The 21,982-nt window shown below is 39.2% G+C and carries 15 protein-coding genes; 9 read left to right on the top strand and 6 right to left on the bottom strand.

Annotated elements, in window-relative coordinates; genetic code table 11:
* The first annotated feature begins 126 nt into the window (after positions 1–126).
* The 9 genes from trmJ to CXF89_RS01070 all read left to right on the top strand — a co-directional run bounded on the left by trmJ (position 127) and on the right by CXF89_RS01070 (position 8,123).
* The gene (gene trmJ, locus CXF89_RS01110) at positions 127–852 is read left to right on the top strand and encodes a tRNA (cytosine(32)/uridine(32)-2'-O)-methyltransferase TrmJ (RefSeq protein WP_121953551.1); all 726 of its coding nucleotides are present in this window, start codon (positions 127–129) and stop codon (positions 850–852) included.
* A 236-nt stretch (positions 853–1,088) separates the two neighbouring features.
* Entirely contained in the window at positions 1,089–1,580 is a 492-nt protein-coding gene (iscR, locus tag CXF89_RS01105; protein WP_007586371.1) for a Fe-S cluster assembly transcriptional regulator IscR, read from the top strand.
* A gap of 24 nt (positions 1,581–1,604) precedes the next feature.
* The gene (locus CXF89_RS01100) at positions 1,605–2,822 is read left to right on the top strand and encodes an IscS subfamily cysteine desulfurase (protein ID WP_002958425.1); all 1,218 of its coding nucleotides are present in this window, start codon (positions 1,605–1,607) and stop codon (positions 2,820–2,822) included.
* 41 nt (positions 2,823–2,863) lie between these two features.
* The gene (gene iscU / locus CXF89_RS01095; protein ID WP_002958426.1) at positions 2,864–3,247 is read left to right on the top strand and encodes a Fe-S cluster assembly scaffold IscU; all 384 of its coding nucleotides are present in this window, start codon (positions 2,864–2,866) and stop codon (positions 3,245–3,247) included.
* A 12-nt stretch (positions 3,248–3,259) separates the two neighbouring features.
* Positions 3,260–3,583, top strand: a complete 324-nt coding sequence (iscA, locus tag CXF89_RS01090; RefSeq protein ID WP_007377674.1) for an iron-sulfur cluster assembly protein IscA — start codon at positions 3,260–3,262, stop codon at positions 3,581–3,583.
* 82 nt (positions 3,584–3,665) lie between these two features.
* Positions 3,666–4,193: a co-chaperone HscB gene (gene hscB, locus CXF89_RS01085; RefSeq protein WP_007586374.1), complete on the top strand. Its 528-nt coding sequence runs from the start codon at positions 3,666–3,668 to the stop codon at positions 4,191–4,193.
* A 41-nt stretch (positions 4,194–4,234) separates the two neighbouring features.
* On the top strand, positions 4,235–6,097 hold the full coding sequence (gene hscA / locus CXF89_RS01080; protein ID WP_121953550.1) for a Fe-S protein assembly chaperone HscA: 1,863 nt from the start codon (positions 4,235–4,237) through the stop codon (positions 6,095–6,097).
* An 11-nt stretch (positions 6,098–6,108) separates the two neighbouring features.
* Positions 6,109–6,447, top strand: a complete 339-nt coding sequence (fdx, locus tag CXF89_RS01075; protein WP_007586379.1) for an ISC system 2Fe-2S type ferredoxin — start codon at positions 6,109–6,111, stop codon at positions 6,445–6,447.
* A gap of 248 nt (positions 6,448–6,695) precedes the next feature.
* Positions 6,696–8,123, top strand: a complete 1,428-nt coding sequence (locus CXF89_RS01070; RefSeq protein WP_121953549.1) for an NAD-dependent succinate-semialdehyde dehydrogenase — start codon at positions 6,696–6,698, stop codon at positions 8,121–8,123.
* Positions 8,124–8,411: 288 nt separating this feature from the next.
* Here CXF89_RS01070 and CXF89_RS01065 read toward each other — a convergent pair whose 3' ends face one another.
* The 6 genes from CXF89_RS01065 to CXF89_RS01040 form a co-directional block, all read right to left on the bottom strand.
* Positions 8,412–10,073 (bottom strand): HD domain-containing phosphohydrolase, encoded by a 1,662-nt coding sequence (locus CXF89_RS01065; RefSeq protein WP_121953548.1) that lies wholly within the window; start codon positions 10,071–10,073, stop codon positions 8,412–8,414.
* A complete protein-coding gene (locus tag CXF89_RS01060; protein ID WP_257983174.1) occupies positions 10,045–12,156 on the bottom strand; it encodes a CHASE2 domain-containing protein in 2,112 nt (703 codons plus the stop codon). Before CXF89_RS01060 ends, CXF89_RS01065 begins: the two co-directional genes overlap by 29 nt.
* A gap of 128 nt (positions 12,157–12,284) precedes the next feature.
* Positions 12,285–13,118, bottom strand: a complete 834-nt coding sequence (locus CXF89_RS01055) for an MBL fold metallo-hydrolase (RefSeq protein WP_121953546.1) — start codon at positions 13,116–13,118, stop codon at positions 12,285–12,287.
* A 9-nt stretch (positions 13,119–13,127) separates the two neighbouring features.
* Complete coding sequence (locus CXF89_RS01050) at positions 13,128–19,256, bottom strand: Ig-like domain-containing protein (RefSeq protein WP_121953545.1); 6,129 nt, start codon at positions 19,254–19,256, stop codon at positions 13,128–13,130.
* 39 nt (positions 19,257–19,295) lie between these two features.
* Complete coding sequence (locus CXF89_RS01045; protein ID WP_007582324.1) at positions 19,296–20,417, bottom strand: FecR family protein; 1,122 nt, start codon at positions 20,415–20,417, stop codon at positions 19,296–19,298.
* 12 nt (positions 20,418–20,429) lie between these two features.
* Entirely contained in the window at positions 20,430–21,755 is a 1,326-nt protein-coding gene (locus tag CXF89_RS01040) for a surface lipoprotein assembly modifier (RefSeq protein ID WP_121953544.1), read from the bottom strand.
* Between the last annotated feature and the right edge of the window lie 227 nt (positions 21,756–21,982).

Raw genomic sequence — 21,982 nt, 5'->3', positions numbered from 1 at the left:
AATTTACCCATGTAAGAATCGTAATATTGGGTTTGATCATAGGATCTAGCCTTTTGAATCTAGGATCTTATTACATTTTCATGTTAGAATTTGCGCAATTTTTTGGCATAGCAAAGTAGCACAGTAATGATCTTAAATGATATTCGCATTGTTTTAGTTAACACGTCACATTCCGGCAATATTGGTTCGGCGGCTCGCGCCATGAAAACCATGGGTTTATCAAAACTTTATTTAGTTGATCCTGCTTGCGAAATAGACAGCCAAGCAAGTGCATTAGCTGCAGGCGCAACTGATGTTTTAGGCAATGCAGTTATTGTAGGTACCGTTGAAGAAGCTATCGCTGACTGTACATTAACGATTGGCACAAGTGCGCGCTCTCGTACGCTTTCGTGGCCAATGGTTGAACCACGTGAATGTGGTGAAAAGCTCGTTGCTGAAGCCGTAAATGGTCCTGTAGCGCTAGTATTTGGTCGTGAAAACAGTGGTTTAACTAATGAAGAATTACAGCTTTGTAATTACCATGTGTGTATTCCTGCTAATCCAGAGTACAGCTCGCTTAATTTAGCTATGGCCGTACAAACACTTAGCTACGAAACTCGCATGGCATTTTTAAATCAACAACCTAAAAAGGTTGAAGAAGACGATGCAGTTTATCCAAGCTCAAAGCAAACTGAGCTGTTTTATGATCACCTTGAAGACACGTTGTTTAAAACAGGTTTTATCATCAAGCAACACCCTGGTTTAGTTATGACTAAATTGCGCCGTTTGTTCAACCGAGCTCACCCTGAAGATGCTGAAATGAATATTTTACGCGGTATTCTCACCTCAATTAATAAGGCTATCCCTAAGTAACTTAGGTATAGCTATTAGTTATAAAAGACCTAGACTAATTAACGCGCTAATACTTGACTAAATTACTCAGGTAATTACAATGGCTGTAATACTTGACCAAAGAGGTCAAGTATTGAAAATTTGTTAACTCTACAATTTAAAAGTATGAGTTTCTAAATCAAATTTTTATCAAGTGATAATACTTGACTAATTTACTCTGGTAATTAAAATTTGCACTCTTTTGTGCAGGGGGCGTTATGAAGTTAACATCAAAAGGCAGATATGCCGTTACAGCTATGCTGGATGTTGCACTACACACAGGTGTAGGTCCTGTAGCCCTTGCTGATATTTCACAAAGACAAGAAATTTCTTTGTCTTACCTTGAACAATTATTTGCTCGTTTACGTAAAAATGGCCTAGTAAGTTCTGTTCGTGGACCTGGTGGTGGTTATTTACTAGGACGTGAAGCGAGCGTTATCTCTGTTGGCGATATTATTAGCGCCGTAGACGAATCGGTCGATGCAACACGTTGCCAAGGTGCCGATACCGGCTGTCAGAGTGGTATGCGCTGTTTAACACATAATTTGTGGTCAGACTTAAGCGCACGCATAGAAGAATTTTTGAATAATATTACCCTTGCTGAATTGGTGGAAAAATCAGATGTGAAAGAAATAGCATCGCGCCAAGATAACAGTATCAATAATGCAATTAAGCAGTTGGAAAACATTCAAGTAAGCTGTCAACTTTAAGGTTGACCTGCAGCGGAGAGAGAAATGAAGTTACCGATTTATTTAGATTACGCAGCGACCACGCCTGTTGACGAACGTGTTGCTAAAGAAATGATGCAATGCCTGACAATGGACGGTAAGTTTGGTAATCCTGCGTCACGCTCACACCGTTTTGGTTGGCAAGCAGAAGAAGCTGTTGACCAAGCGCGTACAGATATTGCTGATTTAATTAATGCAGACCCACGTGAAATTGTTTTCACATCGGGTGCAACAGAATCAAATAACCTTGCTATTAAAGGTGCAGCACAGTTTTACAAGAAAAAAGGTAAGCACGTTATTACCGCTAAAACTGAGCATAAAGCTGTAATCGACACATGTCGTGAGCTTGAGCGCCAAGGTTTTGAAGTAACTTACATGGACGTTGAAGAAAACGGCCTACTTGATTTACAAAAACTTGCCGACACAATGCGTGACGACACAGTACTTGTAAGCATCATGCACGTTAATAACGAGCTAGGTGTAATTCAAGATATCGCGACTATTGGCGAAATGTGTCGCGAACGTAAAATTATGTTCCACGTAGATGCAGCGCAAAGCGCGGGTAAAGTATTAATTGACGTGCAACAGCTTAAAGTTGATTTTATGTCGTTCTCTGCACATAAAGTGTATGGCCCTAAAGGTGTTGGCGCACTTTACGTTCGTCGTAAACCACGTGCTCGCCTTGAAGCGCAAATGCACGGTGGCGGACATGAACGTGGTATGCGTTCCGGTACACTAGCTACTCACCAATTAGTGGGTATGGGTACTGCGTTTAAAATCGCTAAGCAAGATTTCGAAAAAGATCACGCACACATCAGCGCCTTACGTAATCGTTTAATCGACGGCATTATGGCTGATATGGACGAAGTATACTTTAACGGCACACAAGACCAATCAGTACCTGGCATTGTAAACATCAGCTTTAACTTTGTTGAAGGTGAGTCGTTACTTATGGCAGTAAAAGACATTGCAGTATCGTCAGGTTCAGCCTGTACATCTGCAAGCTTAGAGCCTTCTTATGTATTACGTGCACTTGGCCGTAACGACGAATTAGCACATAGCTCAATTCGTTTTAGTATTGGTCGCTTTACTACCGAAGAAGAGATTGATTACACCGTCGAATTAATGAAAAACTCTATCGGTCGCCTACGTGAGATGTCTCCACTTTGGGAGATGCATCAAGAAGGTATTGATTTAGATTCAGTTGAATGGGCTCACCACTAATAGTGTGAGCACATACCCTAGCAGGTAATGAGGATAGAATAATGGCTTATAGTGATAAAGTAATCGACCACGTAGAAAACCCACGTAACGTAGGTACTCTAGATAAGAACGATCCGTCAGTGGCAACGGGTATGGTAGGCGCACCAGCATGTGGTGACGTAATGAAATTGCAAATTAAAGTATCTGCCACTGGCGTTATTGAAGATGCAAAATTCAAAACCTACGGTTGTGGTAGCGCAATTGCTTCATCTTCACTTGTAACAGAGTGGGTTAAAGGCAAAACGCTAGACGAAGCAGCGACAATCAAAAACACTGATATCAGTGCAGAGCTTGAATTACCACCAGTGAAAATTCACTGTTCAATTTTAGCCGAAGACGCAATTCAAGCAGCAATTGCAGACTACAAAAGCAAACAAGCGAAGTAAGAAGAGAAACTCATGGCAGTGACATTGACAGATGCGGCAGCAAACCGCGTACAATCATTTTTAGCAAACCGCGGTAAAGGTTTAGGCCTGCGCGTTGGCATTAAAACGACGGGCTGTTCAGGTCTTGCTTATGTACTTGAGTTTGTTGACGATTTAAACGAAGACGATGAAACTTTTGCGGCTAAAGGTGTCACATTAATTGTTGACGCTAAAAGCTTAGTTTACATCGATGGCACAGAGCTCGACTACACTAAAGAAGGCTTAAATGAAGGGTTTAAATTTAGAAACCCTAATCAAGCAGATGAGTGTGGTTGTGGCGAAAGCTTTACCGTTTAAGCTTAAAATATCTTTGTAGTATAAATAAGCCCTGCCAGTTAATGTAGGGCTTTGTTATTTCTGAATATTATTGGTTGAAGTTATGCGTTACTTTGAATTATTTGCAGTCCCCGTTGATTACAATATTGATTTAGCAACGGTTAACAAGCACTACTTGGAATTACAGCGTACTGTACATCCAGATCGCCACGCGAATGCGAGTAGCCGCGATAAGTTAATGGCAGTGCAAAGCGCCGCCGAAATTAACGATGCGCTACAAACATTAAAGCACCCAGTAAAACGTGCTGAATATATGCTGAGCGAGCTAGGCGTTGATATTCGTGCAGAGCAGCAAACCTTGCAAGATCCAATGTTTTTAATGCAGCAAATGGAACTTCGCGAAGAGCTTGAAGAGCTAACATCGTCGCGCGATCCTGATACCGCCATTGCAAATTTTGAAAAACAAATTAAGCAACTAAACACGCAGTACAGTGCACAACTTGCCGAGCAACTCGCAAGTAACGATGAGCAGCAATATCAACTTGCCGCAGATAATATTCGTAAACTGAAGTTTGTTTATAAGTTACGTGACGAACTAGAGCGTATTGAAGACAGTTTATTTGACGATTAATTACTTGCTGCAAAGCGAGCAACACGAGTTTAAAGAGCATTATGGCATTATTGCAAATTGCTGAGCCGGGGCAGAGCGCGGCACCACACGAACATAAACTAGCTATTGGTATTGATCTTGGTACAACTAACTCATTAGTTGCAACAGTACAAAGTGGCGAAGCCCGCACGTTAACTGATGATCTTGGCGCGGCTATGTTACCGTCGGTTGTTCGTTATCAAGCAGGCGGTATTACTGTTGGCGCAGAAGCTGCACAAGCAGCAACGCAAGACCCTGCTAATACACTTATTTCGGTTAAGCGTTTTTTAGGTAAAACTCAGGCTGAAATAGAGCAAAGTTATGGGCAACTACCGTATGAGTTCTGTGAGCACAATGGTGCGCTAGCAATAGAAACTGCGGCAGGTAAAATCAGTCCAATTAAAGCATCAAGCCATATTTTAGCTGCATTAAAAGCACGAGCTGAGCAAAGTTTTGGCAACCAAGAAATTTTAGGGGCTGTAATCACAGTACCAGCGTACTTTGATGACGCACAACGCCAAAGTACTAAAGATGCCGCAGAACTGGCTGGTATTAACGTACTACGTTTATTAAATGAGCCAACAGCAGCAGCCGTTGCTTATGGTTTAGATTCTGGCCAAGAAGGTATTATCGCTGTTTACGATTTAGGCGGTGGTACATTTGATATATCAGTACTTAGATTACACCAAGGTGTGTTTGAAGTAATGGCAACTGGCGGCGACTCAAGTCTCGGTGGTGATGACTTTGACTCATTACTTGTTGATTACTTTAAGCAGCAAACTGGTGTGTCAGCGTTGTCACCTTCAGTTTTACGTTTATTCATCAATAAAGCAAAAGCGTGTAAAGAAGCATTAAGCCAATACGCTAAAGTAAACGTGGGTCTTGAGTTTGACGATCAAAAATACACAGTAGAAGTAACACGCGAAACGTTTGACGAAATGGCTATGCCTCTCGTTAAAAAAACACTGCGTTCGTGTCGTCGTGCTGTAAAAGATGCTGGCATAGAAAACGACGAAGTACTGCAAGTTATTATGGTAGGCGGTTCAACCCGTATGCCACTGGTACGTAGCCAAGTACAAAGCTTTTTTGATAAAGAGCCGCTAACTTCAATCGACCCTGATCGTGTTGTCGCTTTAGGTGCTGCGCTTCAAGCCGACGTGTTAATTGGCAATAAGCCCGATTCTGACATGTTATTACTTGATGTATTACCGTTATCGCTAGGTCTTGAAACTATGGGTGGTTTGGTTGAAAAAATCATTCCGCGCAATACGACGATTCCGGTAGCACGCGCGCAAGAATTTACGACGTTTAAAGACGGCCAAACAGCCATGTCATTACATGTGCTGCAAGGTGAGCGTGAGCTTGTTGATGATTGTCGTTCGCTTGCTAAGTTTAGCTTAAAAGGTATTCCACCAATGGCGGCAGGCGCTGCACATATTCGTGTAACCTTTAAAGTTGATGCAGATGGCTTATTAAGTGTTTCAGCAATGGAAAAATCAACAGGCGTACAAGCTGAAATTCAAGTTAAACCTTCGTTTGGTTTATCTGATGACCAAGTAGCTAACATGCTAAAAGAGTCAATGAGCAACGCTAAAGGCGACATGCAAGCACGTATGCTTAAAGAGCAACAAGTAGAAGCGTTACGCGTAATAGAAGCGCTTAATGCGTCACTTGCAGCCGATGCTGCATTACTTGACGATATGCAACTTGCTAACTTACGCGCTGAAATTGCAGAACTGGTAAAAGTGCGCGAAAATGCACAAGAGCCTGGCGAAATTAAAGCAGCTATCGAAAAAGTCGATAATGCGAGTAGCGACTTTGCATCGCGTAGAATGGATGCATCAATTAAAAAGGCCCTTACAGGGCAGTCAGTAGACAACATTTAAGAGAGATTAGAATGCCACAAATTGTTTTTCTTCCACATCCTGAATTATGTCCTGACGGCGCTGCAATTGAAGCTCCTACAGGCCAAACGGTACTCGACGCTGCACTTAAAAATGGTATTAGCATTGCGCATGCTTGCGAAAAGTCGTGTGCATGTACTACGTGTCATTTAGTGATTCGTGAAGGATTTGATTCACTACAAGAGAGTGATGAGCTAGAAGATGACATGCTAGATAAAGCATGGGGTTTAGAGCCTGAGTCACGCCTTGGTTGCCAAGCAATTATAAGAGATGAAGACTTAGTGGTTGAAATACCTAAGTACAATCTCAATATCGTTAATGAAGAGCACTAGTTTTTAACGATGTATATATTAAAAGCCGCTGTTTGATACAGCGGCTTTTTTGTTTCAAAAAAGCATTTATAAACACGTAGCAGCGACTTTATGTCGCGTTTTTAAATCTCAAACGTTTTAAGTTAAATTTTTCTAATCTCAAACTTGAACATCAAAATGATCACGTATTTTTCAGATTATATAAACGCGGGGTAAACCCGCTGCTAAGAGTTCAACCCAATCCCTAAAATCTATTTCGGAGGTTTATTTTGAGTAATCTTATTTTCTCAGACTCATTTATTAACGGCGAATTTTATAAGACTGATACGCACTTTAGCGTTAACGATCCCGCTACCGAAAAAAGTATTGTTGAAGTAAGCGATATTGACGAGCAGGGTGTAAATAGCGCAATAACCTCAGCTCAAGGGGCTTTTGTTAAATTAAAAGCGACAAATGCCACCGAGCGAAGCGAAACGCTGATGCGCTGGTATGAGCTAGTTATAAAACACAAACAAACACTTGCAGATCTAATGACCAAAGAGCAAGGCAAGCCGCTCAAAGAATCGCTTGGCGAAATTAACTACGGTGCAGGTTTTATCAAATGGTTTGCAGAAGAAGCCAAACGTAGTTACGGAGATGTAATTCCGCCAACAGATAACTCGCATCGTTTAACTAGCTTTAAGCAGCCTGTAGGTGTTGTTGCTGGTATTACGCCATGGAACTTCCCTGTTGCTATGGTTACTCGTAAAGTAGCTCCAGCTTACGCTGCGGGCTGTAGCTTTATACTTAAACCTTCTGAACATACGCCACTATGTGCTATCGCACTTGCTTATTTGGCCGATCAAGCTGGTTTTGTTAAAGGTGCATTTAATGTACTGGTTTCACAAGATGCCAAAACAGTAGGTAAAATGCTGACTGACTCAGAAGTCGTGCGTAAGTTTACATTTACCGGCTCTACCGGTGTAGGTAAGCAGTTGCTATCGCAATGTGCAGACACAATTAAACGTACCTCGATGGAGCTTGGCGGCAATGCGCCTTTTATCATTTTTGATAATGCAGATTTAGATGAAGCTGTAGAAGGGCTAATGGCGGCTAAATTTAGAAATAGTGGGCAGGCATGTGTTGCTGCAAACCGTATCTTTATACAGCGTAATATTCTCGACAAAGTACTGTCAAAAATCACGCCTAAGGTTGCAGCGTTAAAAGTGGCAAATGGTTTTGAAGACGATGTTGATATTGGTCCGCTTATTTACCCTAAAGCCAAAGAGAAAGTACAACAGTTAGTACAAGACGCACTCGATAAAGGTGCTACGTTGATTGGCGATAGTAGTGACTTAGGTGGCAGCTTTCAAAACCCATTAATAGTAAACAACGTAACTACTGACATGGATATTTACCACGAAGAAGTATTTGGTCCAGTATTAACGGTTATTCCTTTTGATGAAGAAAGTGAAGTGCTTGCATTTGCTAACGATGTACCATTTGGTCTAGCAGCCTATTTTTATAGCCAAAATATTAAGCAAATTTACCGAATTAGTGAAGGGCTTGAATTTGGTATGGTAGGTGTAAATGAAGGTGTTATATCAAACCCAGTAGCGCCTTTCGGTGGCGTTAAACAATCTGGTTTGGGCCGAGAAGGTGGGCATCAAGGGCTGGATGAGTACCTAGAAGAAAAATACGTTTGTATTAAAATATAACGGCAGTTAAGTATACAAGCGCGAATTTACTTCGCGCTTTTTTATGACGTTAATATGGCAGATATATGAACTTTACCTTTTACTGTTGCTACCCAAAGCGCTAAATGCTACCTTTGGGAACATATTTTTTGTTAATAAAACAACATAAAAAAACAAATAAAAAGTAAAAGGATTTCTATAAGTAGAAATAACCCCGTGTGTAAATGCCACCGTAAGGTGGCATTTTTTTGTTTGGATAGGTATAGGCTGTAATAAGCGCATTTTGAATAAAGGCATGGCTTATAGGTGCTAACTTATAGGTGTATAACCGGGTAAGTTATCAAAATCTATCTCATCTAGCTGCTCAGGGTTAGCATACTCGTTGATATAATTTTTATAGACTTGTGACTCAATAAAAATAGCAAAAATGTCAGCATCAAGATGGTTTTTAGCAACCATTGACCCTAAAATAAATAAACACTCACTGACCGGTTTTGCTTTTTTGTAGGGCCTGTCTACCGCAGATAGCGCTTCAAAAATATCCGTAATAGCCATTAACCTTGCAGGCACCGACATTTGCTCTTTGGTTAAACCTCTTGGGTAACCAGTACCGTCAAGTTTTTCATGATGACCTAAAGCATATTCAGTCACATTGCTTAAGTGTTTAGGGAACGGCAGGGCATCTAAAATATTTTTAGTTACATCCATATGACGTTTCATTACTTCACGTTCGGCTTCGGTTAACGTGCCTCTTCGTATTGTTAAGTTTTCAACTTCATCAGCTGAGAGCAATGGTGTATTAATATCATTTATAACGAGTTGGTATTTGTTTGCAATGCGTTCAATGTGCTCAAGTTCTGCATCACCTAAAAACTCGCCCCCTACATTCACACGCTGTAACAATGCACGGTCTAATGCCAACTGTTTAAGCTCGGTATCAAGTAGGCGTTCAAATTGTTGAACCTCGATAGGTTTTTGCAGCTTCATCGCACAGATGATTTTTTGCTGATACGCTATTTTTAAATCTCGGCTAATTATTTCAAATTTAGCATCTACATATTTTATTCGATCAAAAATAGTTTCTAGTTTTGTCGACTTTTCCATAATGTGATCGGGAGTCGCGATTTTCCCACAGTCATGTAACCAGCCTGCTATATCAAGTTCATGCCGGTCGGCCTCACTCATCGAAAATGAAGCCAAAGGGCCTTTATTTATATCATGCACGGCATCAGCTAGCATTAACGTGAGTGCTGGCACTCGTTTACAATGGCCACCGGTATGAGGAGATTTTTCATCTATTGCCATCGCAATTGTTTCAGCAAAGGTCGAAAAAAGATCTTCCATTCCCTTAATTAGTGTTGAGTTAGTTAGTGAAATAGCGCCTAAAGAGGCAAAAGATCGAATTAGAGTGACAAGCTCTTCACTAAAAGGAATGTTTTTATTTTGCGCATCTTTTACATTTATAAGCTGGATTACACCAATAATGTCATCTTCGTGATCTTTTAAAGGAATTGTTAGCATGGACTCAGAACGATAACCCGTGCGTGCGTCCATTTTGCGAGCTGCGCTCATATCAAAGGGCAGGGCATCATACACGTCAGGAATGTTAATCACTTCGCCAGAATTTGCAGAGTGGGCAACAATAGCTGTTTCGTTTGGTTTGCCATCAATAAAAAGATCTATATTAGGAAAATCTACAGGGCTCCCTAAAGTGCCACCTAAATAAAGATTTAATGACTTATTTATTACCGTTTCAAACTTGAGTTGTTTGTTTGGGGTAATAGAGTAAATGCTGCCAGCATCAGAATTTGCTATCGACATCACAACTTGCAGTATTTCATCAAGTAACTTAGACGAGTTTTTTTCTGTTGTTAGCCTAATACTAATATCGATAAAATGCTGAAGGTTTGTTTTGTCTTTAATGTGCTGTCGCATATGTTTACTACTTTTTAGTATGTTTGAAGGCACCATTCCAATCCTTAGCTAGTGTTTGCAAATCAGTGCCCTTAATACGTTCGATAAAAATGGTATAAACGTCAGAGCTAAATACGGTCGTGCTGTGTAGTTCTTTAAATAAGCTAAGCGCTTGTGGCCAGTTTTTATTATAAAAAAGCGTCATGGCCTGCTGTGATTTTTTAACTTCATTTAACTGTTCTTCATCGAGCTTATCTGTAAAATTTATAGGCTCAAACAACTGTATAGCCGTTGTTTTTCCGACAACTTGTACTTTATCTATTAAACGAAATGAAATATGAGGGCATTCGTTCATCGTTTCTTCTGTAACAAGAATAGCTACGCCATAAAATTTGGTCAAGCTTTCTACTCTAGCACCTAAATTAACAGTATCACCAAGAACTGTATAGGCTTTACGGTAAACCGAACCCATATCACCTACATTCATATCGCCAGTACTTAAACCGATACCAATTTTTATTGCAGGCTGATTGTTTTCTGCAAATAACTGATTTATTTGCGTTAACCCGTTTATCATACCCATAGCAGCTTCAACACCATGGCGAGCGTGGTTTTCGTCTTTTAGTGGAGCATTCCAAAATGCCATCACCATATCGCCTACGTACTTATCAATAGTCCCGTTATGATCAAATATGATTTTGGTAATAGCCGTAAGATATTCGTTTAAGTATTCACTTAACTGATGGGGCGACATACTTTCTGATAGTGAAGTGAAACTACGAATGTCGGCAAACAACACCGTCATATTTTTTCGCTCACTTTTTTGAGATAAACTTTTACCCTGTAATATCATCTGATTTATACGCTCAGGAGGCATATATTGGTCAAACATAGATTTTATTTTTCGGCTATGTTTCATTTCAGCGATAGAACCAACAATGATGTAATAACCCGCTAATATAATGATGAGTAAAAGGGGCATTAATAAAGGTAAACTAATTTTTTGCACTGACCATAAATAAACGTTTAAAAATATAACGACACTTGTGACTGTAAGAGACAAAACAATAATAAAACGTGCGCTCTTACCGTGGCTAAAAAACGACAGTACGCTACCCGTTAATGCAATGATGAGCAAGCTTGCTCCCAGTGACCAATTAGGTTTAGATGGCAGTAGCTCTGGGTGCATTAACCCTTCAAATATATTGGCATGTACCTCAACACCGGGATACTGTAAACCAACAGGTGTTGATCTTAAATCAGCGAGTCCAATTGCCGATGTGCCAATAAAGGCTACTGTGCCTTCTAATTCCTCTAAACCAATTTTTTTGGTCAAAATATCGGTAGCCGAATAATAAGGGAAGCTATGTGCACGCCCTTTGTAAGGAATTAATATTTGCCCATATTCATCAGTTTGAATCCACTTATCTTGAAACTTTATACCTTCGAATAACGTTATACCATCTAATATATTGGAACGAGTTTCTATGTTTTCAGCAAGGGTATAAAGTCGAGCAACTTCAAGTGCTAAAGAAGGGTAGAGCTTATTGCCAACTCGATTTATAAGAGCTGCTTTACGTATAAAGCCATCTTCATCGCTATGTGCATTGATAAAACCGGTACCCGTTGTAGAATTTTGTAACTGAGGAATATTTACAATAGCACCAGGAAACTGGTTTATCTGTGAATTAGTATGATCCGCATTTGCCCATACAACACTGCTTTTAGCTGGCAAGTTTTGATTAGTGAGTTGTTCATCAATTAATAAAAAACCAAGAACAGTATCATTTTTAGATAATGCGCTTGCTAGTTTTGTGTCTGCATCGACTTGTTTAGTAATTTCAGCAAAGGGGATGGTGTACTTTTTTGATAAATCAGGAATTTCAGACATAATTTTTGTAACAGGGTTTTCTTCCTGTTCAGAAAAAAATATATCGAATGCAATAACAATAACACCTGCATCAGTAAGCTTTGTAACAAGGTCAGCTACTTTTGAGCGACTCCAAGGAAAGCGTCCTTGTTCTTGCATGCTCTTTTCATCGATATCAATTATTACAACGGTTTCATCAATACGCCTAGGCGTCTCTGAAAGTGTTAGTAACAACCGAGAGTCGTATATTATACCTTCTACGCGGTTCACTAACTTTGCAAGCGACCCAGTTGAAAATAGCTCTATTGATGCAATTAATAATGTAATAACAGCGCCAATGAAAAAGTGCTTTGAAGTAATTGGTTTTAAGGAGCTAATGAGTAACGCTCCTTGATAGACTAAAAATCAAAAACTCGTCCTTCTCGGCCGCATTCTATTTTTACCTGTTGAGCGTACTGCGTGTGTAAATATTTTTCTATAGCTAATAACTGTTCATCGGTTCTTGATGGATCGTGGCTAATAATAACCACATTTTTAATACTCGCTTTTATAGCAAGCTCAGCCACCTGATCTATGGTGCTATGCCCCCAACCATGTTTAAGAGGCAAGTCTGCATCTATAAATTGAGCATCATGAATTAGTAAATCAGCGCCTTCAATAAAATTGACCCATTCGCTAATACTTGTGTTTGCTTTTTCTGGCGGATTTAGCTCATTGTCGGTAACGTAAGCCACCTTTTTATCATCCGCTTTAATACAATAAGCAGTCCCACCGCCAGGGTGATTTAGTGGAGCAGTCGAAACCAAAAAACCATTAAGTGTAAATTGCTTTTGAGACGATAAATCAGTATTAAGCGTAATGCTGGCAGGTAAATCTTGATAACACACCGGAAAGTACGAACCACTCATTTGCTTTAATATGGCATCTTGGCTTTTTTTATCATCAACGTTACCCACAGTAATAGTTATATCGCGGTTGGGTTGGTAAATAGGTTTAAAAAAAGGAAACCCTTGAATATGGTCCCAATGGTTATGCGTTAGCAAAATATTGATAGGACTTTGTGTTTCTAGTAAACGTGTACCGAGCTCTACAATACCGGTACCAGAGTCTAAAATGAGATCTTTGCCATTATTTTGTTCGATGTACACACATGAGGTATTTCCTCCAAAAATGTGTGTATTACTTCCTGCTGAAGCCATTGAGCCTCTAACACCAAAAAATTCAACTTTCATAATTTAAGGCTAAGCTCCATCTTCTACAAAATTGAATTTAGAAATACTAACATTGTTAGAGTTAGTGTCATTACAGGTGCTGCTTACAACAACTTGGGTGTCATTTTGTAAGATGATTGAAGTAAATACATGTGTACTGGTACATTGGTTTGCTTCATAAAATCCACTGCTATTCGCCCCAAACGTATCGTCAATTGTGCCATCAGCTAAAATACGTGCCAACATACCTTTATTATTGCCCATACCAACTAAAACGATATTGTTGTTGCTATCAAAAACGGCACTTTTTACTTCGGTATCCCCCGTTGAAGCTAACGCGTATTGGCCTAACGGATAGCTGTCATCAATTACTCCGGATGCAAGTAATCGCGTAATACTGGCTTTATTAGGCGTATCTACAATGTTTGCAATTAAATATAATTTATTTGATTCGTCGACTAAAACTTTTACCATTTTATTCTCGGTATCAGTGGTTGTTTCACCTGTGTATTTGTAGGTTTGCTCGCCGTCGGAGTCGAGCTTTAATGCTACTAATTCTGAACTGGCACCTGATACAGATTTACCACCAATAAAAATATTATCATCATTAATAAAAACACTTTCATAATATTCAAAAGGTATTCCTATAATTGTTCCATTACTACCAAAGTTATCGTCAAGTGTACCGTCAGAATCTAGCATCATGATAAACGAGCTAGGAGTATCAGCTATAACTACAGAGCCAACTGCAACAATGTCGCCATCATGAAGTGCTAAATCAGTTAAGTTAAGCTTTTCAGCACCTGAAATAGTAGTATAGTAAATACCATCACTGGCGAATGAGGTATCTAAATCACCATTTTGATCAACTTTAGCTATAAAGCCCTCTTCACCGTCAGTTTTACTTTTAGATCCCGCAATAAATAAGCTTCCGCTATTGTGTTCAACCAACGCTATATTAGATGCGCTTAAATCTATGGCAATTTCTTTATGGCCACTTTCGCTAAAGCTAGTATCGATAGCACCCGCACTCGTAAAGCGTGTTAATACTAACTTAGTAATTGAGTCCGATTTAGCCGTTGATGCAAGAATATACTTACCGGCATGAGGGTCATTGCTAAGTTGTAAAACGTGCATTGATTGATCGTCAGATTCTGCGCTTATAGTATCAAAAGCAAGATAACCAACGTCTGCAAAGTTGGTAAATAATGTGGCTTGCTCGTCAACTGCAGCAACAAATGGTTTGGTGGTTGAGTCGTCAACAACACCCGATATCCATACAGTATCATTAGCATCTATAGTTGCTGATTTGGCAAATTGTTTTCCATTGATATCTGAAATGATATTAATACCTGATGCACCATAAGTACTATCAAGTGAGCCGTCTGAAGTTAAAATACGGGCAGAAAATAACTTTTCGTTAGCTGAAACACCGGTAGTGCCAGATAAAGTAATTCCATTTTTAATTGGCTCGTATTTTACGCCTGTTACGTTCGCGCCACCATTACCTGCACCACCGTTACCATCAATATCGTAAATAGCAGTACCTGCATCACCAAAACTCGTTATAAGAGTACCCGTTTTATCAATAGCCAAAACCACGGCTTCTTTTTCACCACTGTTACGAGTTATGTAACCACCTGCAAAAGCTGTAAAGTCGGTGTTTTTAGCACCGCCAATTGCAAATAATTCGTCATCTTTATTATTCTCAGACAAGTCGAACGATAATGCTGCGCTACCATTAAAACTTCCGTTGTTTTCACCATCAGAAATTAAATAACGAATAAGTACGTCTTTATCGCCAGTTGCACTTGTTACACTGCCGGCAACCATAAGATCAGAGCTATTAAAGTTTTTAATAGCAAACGCTTCGTCATCTCTATTAGCACCGCTCACATCGACAATTTTAGGGCTTCCGGCTTCATAAGCGAGTGTAGATATATCGTATTTTATCCATAAGCTATCGTCGTCGTTACCATTAAATGACTTACCAACAGCTTGAATTTTATTGTCGCTAAACTCAAGGTCATTAATAACGAGAGTGCTTGCTAATGCGGTACAGTGAATACCTGAATTATTATCTCCAGAGTTATTACTTAATACGCCAGCGGTATTCATTTTCAACAAACATGCTTCGGTATTTGTGCCATCAAAACTAGTGTAAGCAACAAAGAGGCTTGCACCATCAGAGATAATAGCAGTTGCTTCTTCATCATTTTCTAAATCTAATACTTTAACGCCATCACTGTTAAATGCTGTATTTATTACACCACTCGTTGTATAGGAAGCAATAACAATATCTTTGTTGCTGTTATTACTAAAACCTACAAAGTAAAGGTTATTATTTAGCTCAATACTGTCATTAAATTCACCACTTGAAAAAACACCCGAAAGCTCAAGTTCACCTGTTATAGGACGACCAAATGTTTCATCTTCAACAGGAACTAGAGACTCCGCATCATCAGTGACATCAATTATTATATTAATAGTAGTTGTTTCGTTAGGCGTACCGTCGTCAGTAATAGCTAGGCTCAATATGTACTGAGGAGTTGTTTCAAAATCAAACGGGCTTTCACCTTTTACAGTTAATAAGCCAGAATCATTATTTATTTCGAATATGGGAGCACCACTGAGTAGGGTGTAACTTAAATTTTGGTTCTCAATGTCTGAGGCACTAACAGTCCCAATAGTGTCACCATCGGTTGCGTTTTCGCTAATATTAAAACCTTGGTTTGACGCAACTGGAGCATCGTTAATAGGAGTAATCGTAATTGATAAACTACCAGTATCTGTAGCGTTATTCCCATCATTTACAGTATAACTGACAACAACAATACCGTTGTTATTTGCAGCCGGTGTGTACTGTAGTTTGTTATCGACAACGAATACTGAACCGCTATCGACTGACGCTGCTGTTATGCTTAGGCTATCACTATCAGCGTCTGTATCATTAATCAGCACATCAATGAGTAGCGGCGCAGCATCTTCATCCATAGTCGCCGTGTCGGCATTTGCAATGGGTTCATCGTTTACGGGAGTAATAGTAATAGATAGTGTTGCTGTACTGGCACCACCGTTGCTATCAATTGCCGTATAAACAACAGTTGCGAGTCCATTTGAGTTAGCCTCCGGTGTATATTGAATTTGATTGCCAACTACTGAGACCGAACCAATATCAGCTGAGGTTGCACTGATAGTGAGGCTATCGCCATCCACGTCTGAGTCATTTGCCAATACGTTTATTAGTATCGGCGCTGCATCTTCAGCCATGGTAGCCGAATCGGCGTTTGCTATTGGATCATCGTTTACGGGGGTAATAGTGATAGTTAACGTTGTTGTACTGTCACCACCGCTGCTATCGCTTACAGTATAAGTAACTGTTGCTACGCCATTGTCGTCGGCTGCCGGTGTATATTGAATTTGATTGCCAACTACTAAGACCGAACCCGTATCTGCCGAGGCTGCACTGATAGTGAGGCTATCACCATCCACGTCAGAGTCATTTGCCAATACGTTTATTAGTATTGGCGCTGCATCTTCATCTACTGTCGCTGAGTCTGCGTTTGCAATAGGAGTATCGTTTACAGGAGTAATAATTATTGATAAGTTTGTAGTTGCAGTACCACCATTACCATCACTTATTGTGTAGCTAATAATTGCTGTTCCATTTGTATTAGCGGCAGGCGTGTATTGGATTTTATTATCAACAACAGATGCAGAACCTACATCTGCAGTAGCAGCTGTTATTGTAAGAGTATCGCCATCAATGTCGGAGTCGTTAGCTAGTACGTTAACTAATAACGCAGGAGCATCTTCGTTCATCGTTGCTGAATCAGTATTTGCAGTAGGGGCATCATTGACGGGTGTCACGGTAATCGTCACACTTGCTGTTCTGTCGTTTATACCTTCATTATCAGTGCTATAGCCATCCGTAATGGTGTAAGTTAGTACTATCTCACCTGAAAAGTTTGCTGGTGGAGTAAACTGTATTTTCCCGGCGACAATAGTCGCTTCTCCAGCAATATTTTCTATGTTCGAAATACTAATCGTATCGCCATCTGCATCAGTGTCGTTAGCTAGCACGTCTAATAAAGATGCAGAGCTGTCTTCGTCTAACGTAAATTGATCGTTATTGGCTTCTGGAAAAGTATTAACGCCGCTTTCACTTAATGTTACTTGAGCTGTTGCAGTTAAGCCTTGCTCATTTGAAATTGAATAAGTAAAGCTATCTACACCAATAAAACCTAAGTCTGGTTGGTAGGTAAATGAACCATCAACTTTTAATGTAAGCTCGCCATTTTGAGTTGCATTGATTGCCGTGGTGTTAACTGATAAATCGCCAGCCTCAATATTAAAATCGTTAATTAATAAGCCATTTTGTACTGTTACTTCAAATAGTTTATTTTTACTAAATTGATAGGTATCATTTTGTGCGACAGGGCTATCGGGTTCGCTGTTTATTACTAAAGTTACTGTGGCTGTAGAGGTTGCACCTAATGAGTCGATAGCTTGATATTGAAATTGATCAACACCATTAAAATTAGCATCCGGCACATAACTAAAGCTGCCATCAATTGCTAATAATAGTTGGCCATGTGTTGGTGCCACAATAAATGTTTCATCGACTGAAAAACTGTCATTATTTGGGTCAGTATCGTTACTAAGCACACCATTGGCTGCTGTAACCACAAGTGTTTCATCTTCGCTTAAACTATAGCTATCATTTTTTGTTACAGGGGCTACGTTAGTGTTTGAGCTTACAATAGTTACATTTGCAATAGCCTGAGCACCTTGTGCATCAACAACTCTATACTGAAAGCTGTCTTGGCCTTGCATGTTCTGCTCGCCTTGGTATTCAAAGCTACCATTATCAAAAAGGGTTAATTGTCCTCTTGTCGGTTCGCTAACAGGCGTTGTATCAACAGTTAAGTTATCTAAATCAATATCGCTATCGTTAATAAGTAAGCCAGGCGATAGGACAACTAAGGTTCCATTGTTTGTAATGTTATAAGTATTATCAAGCGCAATAGGGGCGTCGTTAACAGCTAAAATAGTTATCTCTACAACTGCGGTATCTGTCATACCTAACTCGTTAGCAACTTGATAGCTAAAGGCATCTTCACCATTAAAGTTTGCAATAGGGATATAAGTAAAATCCCCATTTTCATTTATATTAATGGTGCCATGCTGCGGTAGAATTAATGCATCTGCATTTACACGTAAATCGCCACTGTATTGATTCGTATCATTTGTTAGAACGTTGCCTTGCAGAGTTTGATCTTCATTTATCTGAAACTGATCGGCATTAGCTTCTGGTGCAAATGCAAGCTCTCCACCCACTGGTGCTATGTTTATTATATTAGCAAAGCCACTTTCACCACTGCCATCAATACCGGTAATAAGTACTTGATAACTTTTATCTGTAAGTGACTCGGTAATGCTTAATGCAGTATCTTGAATACTTAAAAATTGTTGTCCGTTTTCTAATTCATTAATATTAGTAGATGAAACTCCAGCTTGAGTTGCAATATAAACGTTATAACGATTAAGTTCGGGGTTAGCTTGCCACGAAAGATTAATATTATCTTCGTCTCGCTGAGCTGTAACACCTTCAATTTGATATGGTTGCCAGTTAAAAGTAATTGCATCAGCAAGGACTTGATTATTTAAAGTGTCAGTTATCCATATTTCTAGGCGTATCTCTCCTGGAATTACGCCATAAAGCACAGGGCTGAGGCCTATAATTGATTTTTCGTAGTCAAAACCACAATCAGAAGAACACAGTGATATGCTTTTATTGACGCTAGGGAGCACTAAACTAACTTCAGCAATGCCATCAGTATCCGAAGCTTCAAGTAAAAAAGAAACGTTGCCTTGCACAGTTTCGTTTGTTTGTGAAAAAACAATATTAGCGCGTGTATTAGCTATGCTTGATCCAACTACTCCTCTACTTGAAGTGACAGCACCTAAAACTTTTGTATTTTTGGTTTGATTGCTCGCTATAACATCAGCCAAATTTATATAGCTAGTCACCGTTGGCGTTACTACTTCAGCCGTAGGTGATTGTATTGTCTCTTGAGCAGGGCTTTCTTCTGAGCCTCCACAGGCACTTAACAAAAACACCATAGAACCAAGCAAAAATATATTTTTTGCTGTCATTTTAAATACTCCATAATAAAAGCTTTGTATCCAATGTGTTTATGGTTCTAATTTAAAAGAACCGCTAGCATTTACATCAGGATTATTTATTTCGTTAAGATTAAAGTTGCCAGTAATATTGTCTAAGTCATTCAAAAATATTGCATCAACATCGCCCTCGGCTTTATTGTTGCCATGGGATGCAAATGTAACGGCTAAGTCAAGTTCGCTTAAATTTATTAAACCGCTGTAAGCCGCATACCAATTTCCGCCCGCGTCATTAAAACTAATTTCGCCATCAGGCACTGTGCCATTATCAAAATCAACAGCCATAGTCATAGCAAAGTCAGTAACAGCACCCACACTCGAATTTACATTAAAGCTTGATGCTTCATAGTTAAATACACCTTGGCGCTGAGCTATTTGATCGACTAAAGATGCGCTGCTAACTGTTTGAAATTGTTGTTCAGAATATATATCCATAGTATCTGTATCTGCTTCAAAAGCATTTACTTCAACTTCAGTTACAGATGCTTGTTCAGTCTCTTCTTCGTTGTCATCTTTAGGGTCGATCGTTACTATATTTTGATCAAACACACGTGCCGCACGCGTCGTTTTTAATACTTCACCAGAGGCTGTAATTTGTGCAAACGAAAATGCCTCGTTATCACCCAAAGAAACCACGCTATTATTTTCTAAAGTTAAATCTATTGCGCCATCCCATACAGCTAAAAACACATTGCCTTCAACGAGCTGAACTTCAAAATGTGTTCCACGTATACCAATAGAGCCAACAGGGGTTTTTACATTATAAGAGCCGCCATTTTTTTTAATCACACCCGAAATAGAGCGTAAACCACCTTTAAGTAACTCAATAGAAGCAGAACCTTGTTGGGTATTATCATCAAATTCATAGTTAGCAATATTTAGTTCTGAATTTTCTTTTAAAGCGATTAAACCACCATCCGACATTGAAAATTGCGCTTTGCTTTTCTCTCCAGTCGTAATGCGATCTACACCAAAAACGGTATCTCTGCGCTGCAACTGCCGTTGTTGTTCAGAGCTTCCATCAACCGCTAGTACAGAGCCTCGCGCTAAAATAGTTTTACCAGCAGGATCATTTGCTTGTGTATAAAAACTTACACAAAGTAAAGTGGTAATTACAGGGAGTAAATGTTTCATAAATACCTTAAATTAAAATGAGTAAGAAGCGCTTAAATTGATATCTAAACGGTCATATTCGAATAAAGAAATATTACTGGATTTATCTTGATAGTTGGCAGCCAACTGTATTGCTAAATCACGATTAACTAAGTAGCGAACAGAAGTTGAGAACATAAAGAGGTTATCGGCACGTTCTTGTAAAAATAAAGGGTGATCATCTTTATAATTAATCCATTGGTATCCAGCAAGAGATAACAACTGCCAATGTTGAGCTAGTTGAGTGTTCACTTGGTAGTACAAACTCGTAATATTACGGCTATTAAATTCACCTTCAGTAATATCGGCTTCTTCATTTTTAGCGTTAATGCTTAAGCTTTGAAACCAATTTCGAGTTGCGTAGCTAGCACCCGCATTTATCGCATAAAATGAGTTATCGAGCTTTTCATCAAATTTATTGTTTAAAACACCCGCAGTCGCAGAGCTAAATAAATTAACTTGTGTATTCAGCTTATAACTAGCACCTGCTGTTAAAGCTGATTCAGTACGATAAAGATCGCCATCAAGCATTAATGGAGTCGTCGATACTTGTGCAAACCAACTTATGTCATTTTGTTTATATTGATAGGCAGCACTAATATGCGCATTTATACGATCGTATTGGCTGAGTTCTGCAAACTTGTACCACCCGGTATTAACGCTCAAAGTGATTAAACTTTTTTGATCTATGGGGTGAGAGTACTTTCCTCTGTAATTTAGTCGCGCATAGTTGTCTTGCGTACTTTTACTTTCTGGCGATAATAAAAATTCACCAATATTAGGAATTATAATCGTATTTTCTGCCGTACCCGCATTTACGTTGCCATCAACGCCAAGTGCAAGCTCAATATTTTGCTTATAAGAACGCCCAGCTTCTTGCTTTTTAAGTGTGGTTGTATCAAGTAACGACTGTGCCGAAGACTTTATGTTATTAGGTGTGTTAGGTGAGTTAATCAGTATTAAAGCTTGAGTATCGGCAGCAGGTAAATTATTAACGGTTAAATAAGCACGAACTAAGTACAAGCGAGCTTCATACCATCTAGGGTTGTTTTCAACCACGCGTTCAAAAGCAAATACAGCAGGTGCCGCATTTCCTGTTTTAAGCGCAGAGACCCCAAGTAAAAAATCATAAACAGGCTCACCTAAGTATTGAAATTCACTGTTACTTTTTTCGTAAGCCTGAGTATATTTCTTTTCAGAAACTAATTTTTGCAGTTCAATCAATAGATTATCATATTCATCATTGCTTTGAGCCAATGAGCTAAAACTTATTAAGGCCAAATAACTACATAGTAAATTTCTTAAAAGCTGTTTAATCATGCTTAATTTTATATCCCATAGGAAGTTTGATGTTTTGTAATAAAGTGATGTTATACCAATCTGCTTATATGTGAGGTCTATTTAACGTTAAGAAAATCACGCTAGAACTAGGCGAAAATTTTTGTATCTAGTTGTTCTAAATAAAAATTTTTAACAACGTTTTAGTGAAATTTAATTCGTTAAGTTGCTCAAATATTTATGCAGGTTTGGTATTAGTACTAGAAATC

This window comes from Pseudoalteromonas sp. MelDa3, assembly GCF_002863625.1.
In the GTDB taxonomy this organism is placed as follows: domain Bacteria; phylum Pseudomonadota; class Gammaproteobacteria; order Enterobacterales; family Alteromonadaceae; genus Pseudoalteromonas; species Pseudoalteromonas arctica.
Note: the sequence above shows the minus strand (reverse complement) of the source record. Positions and strands in the feature narration are given on the sequence as shown.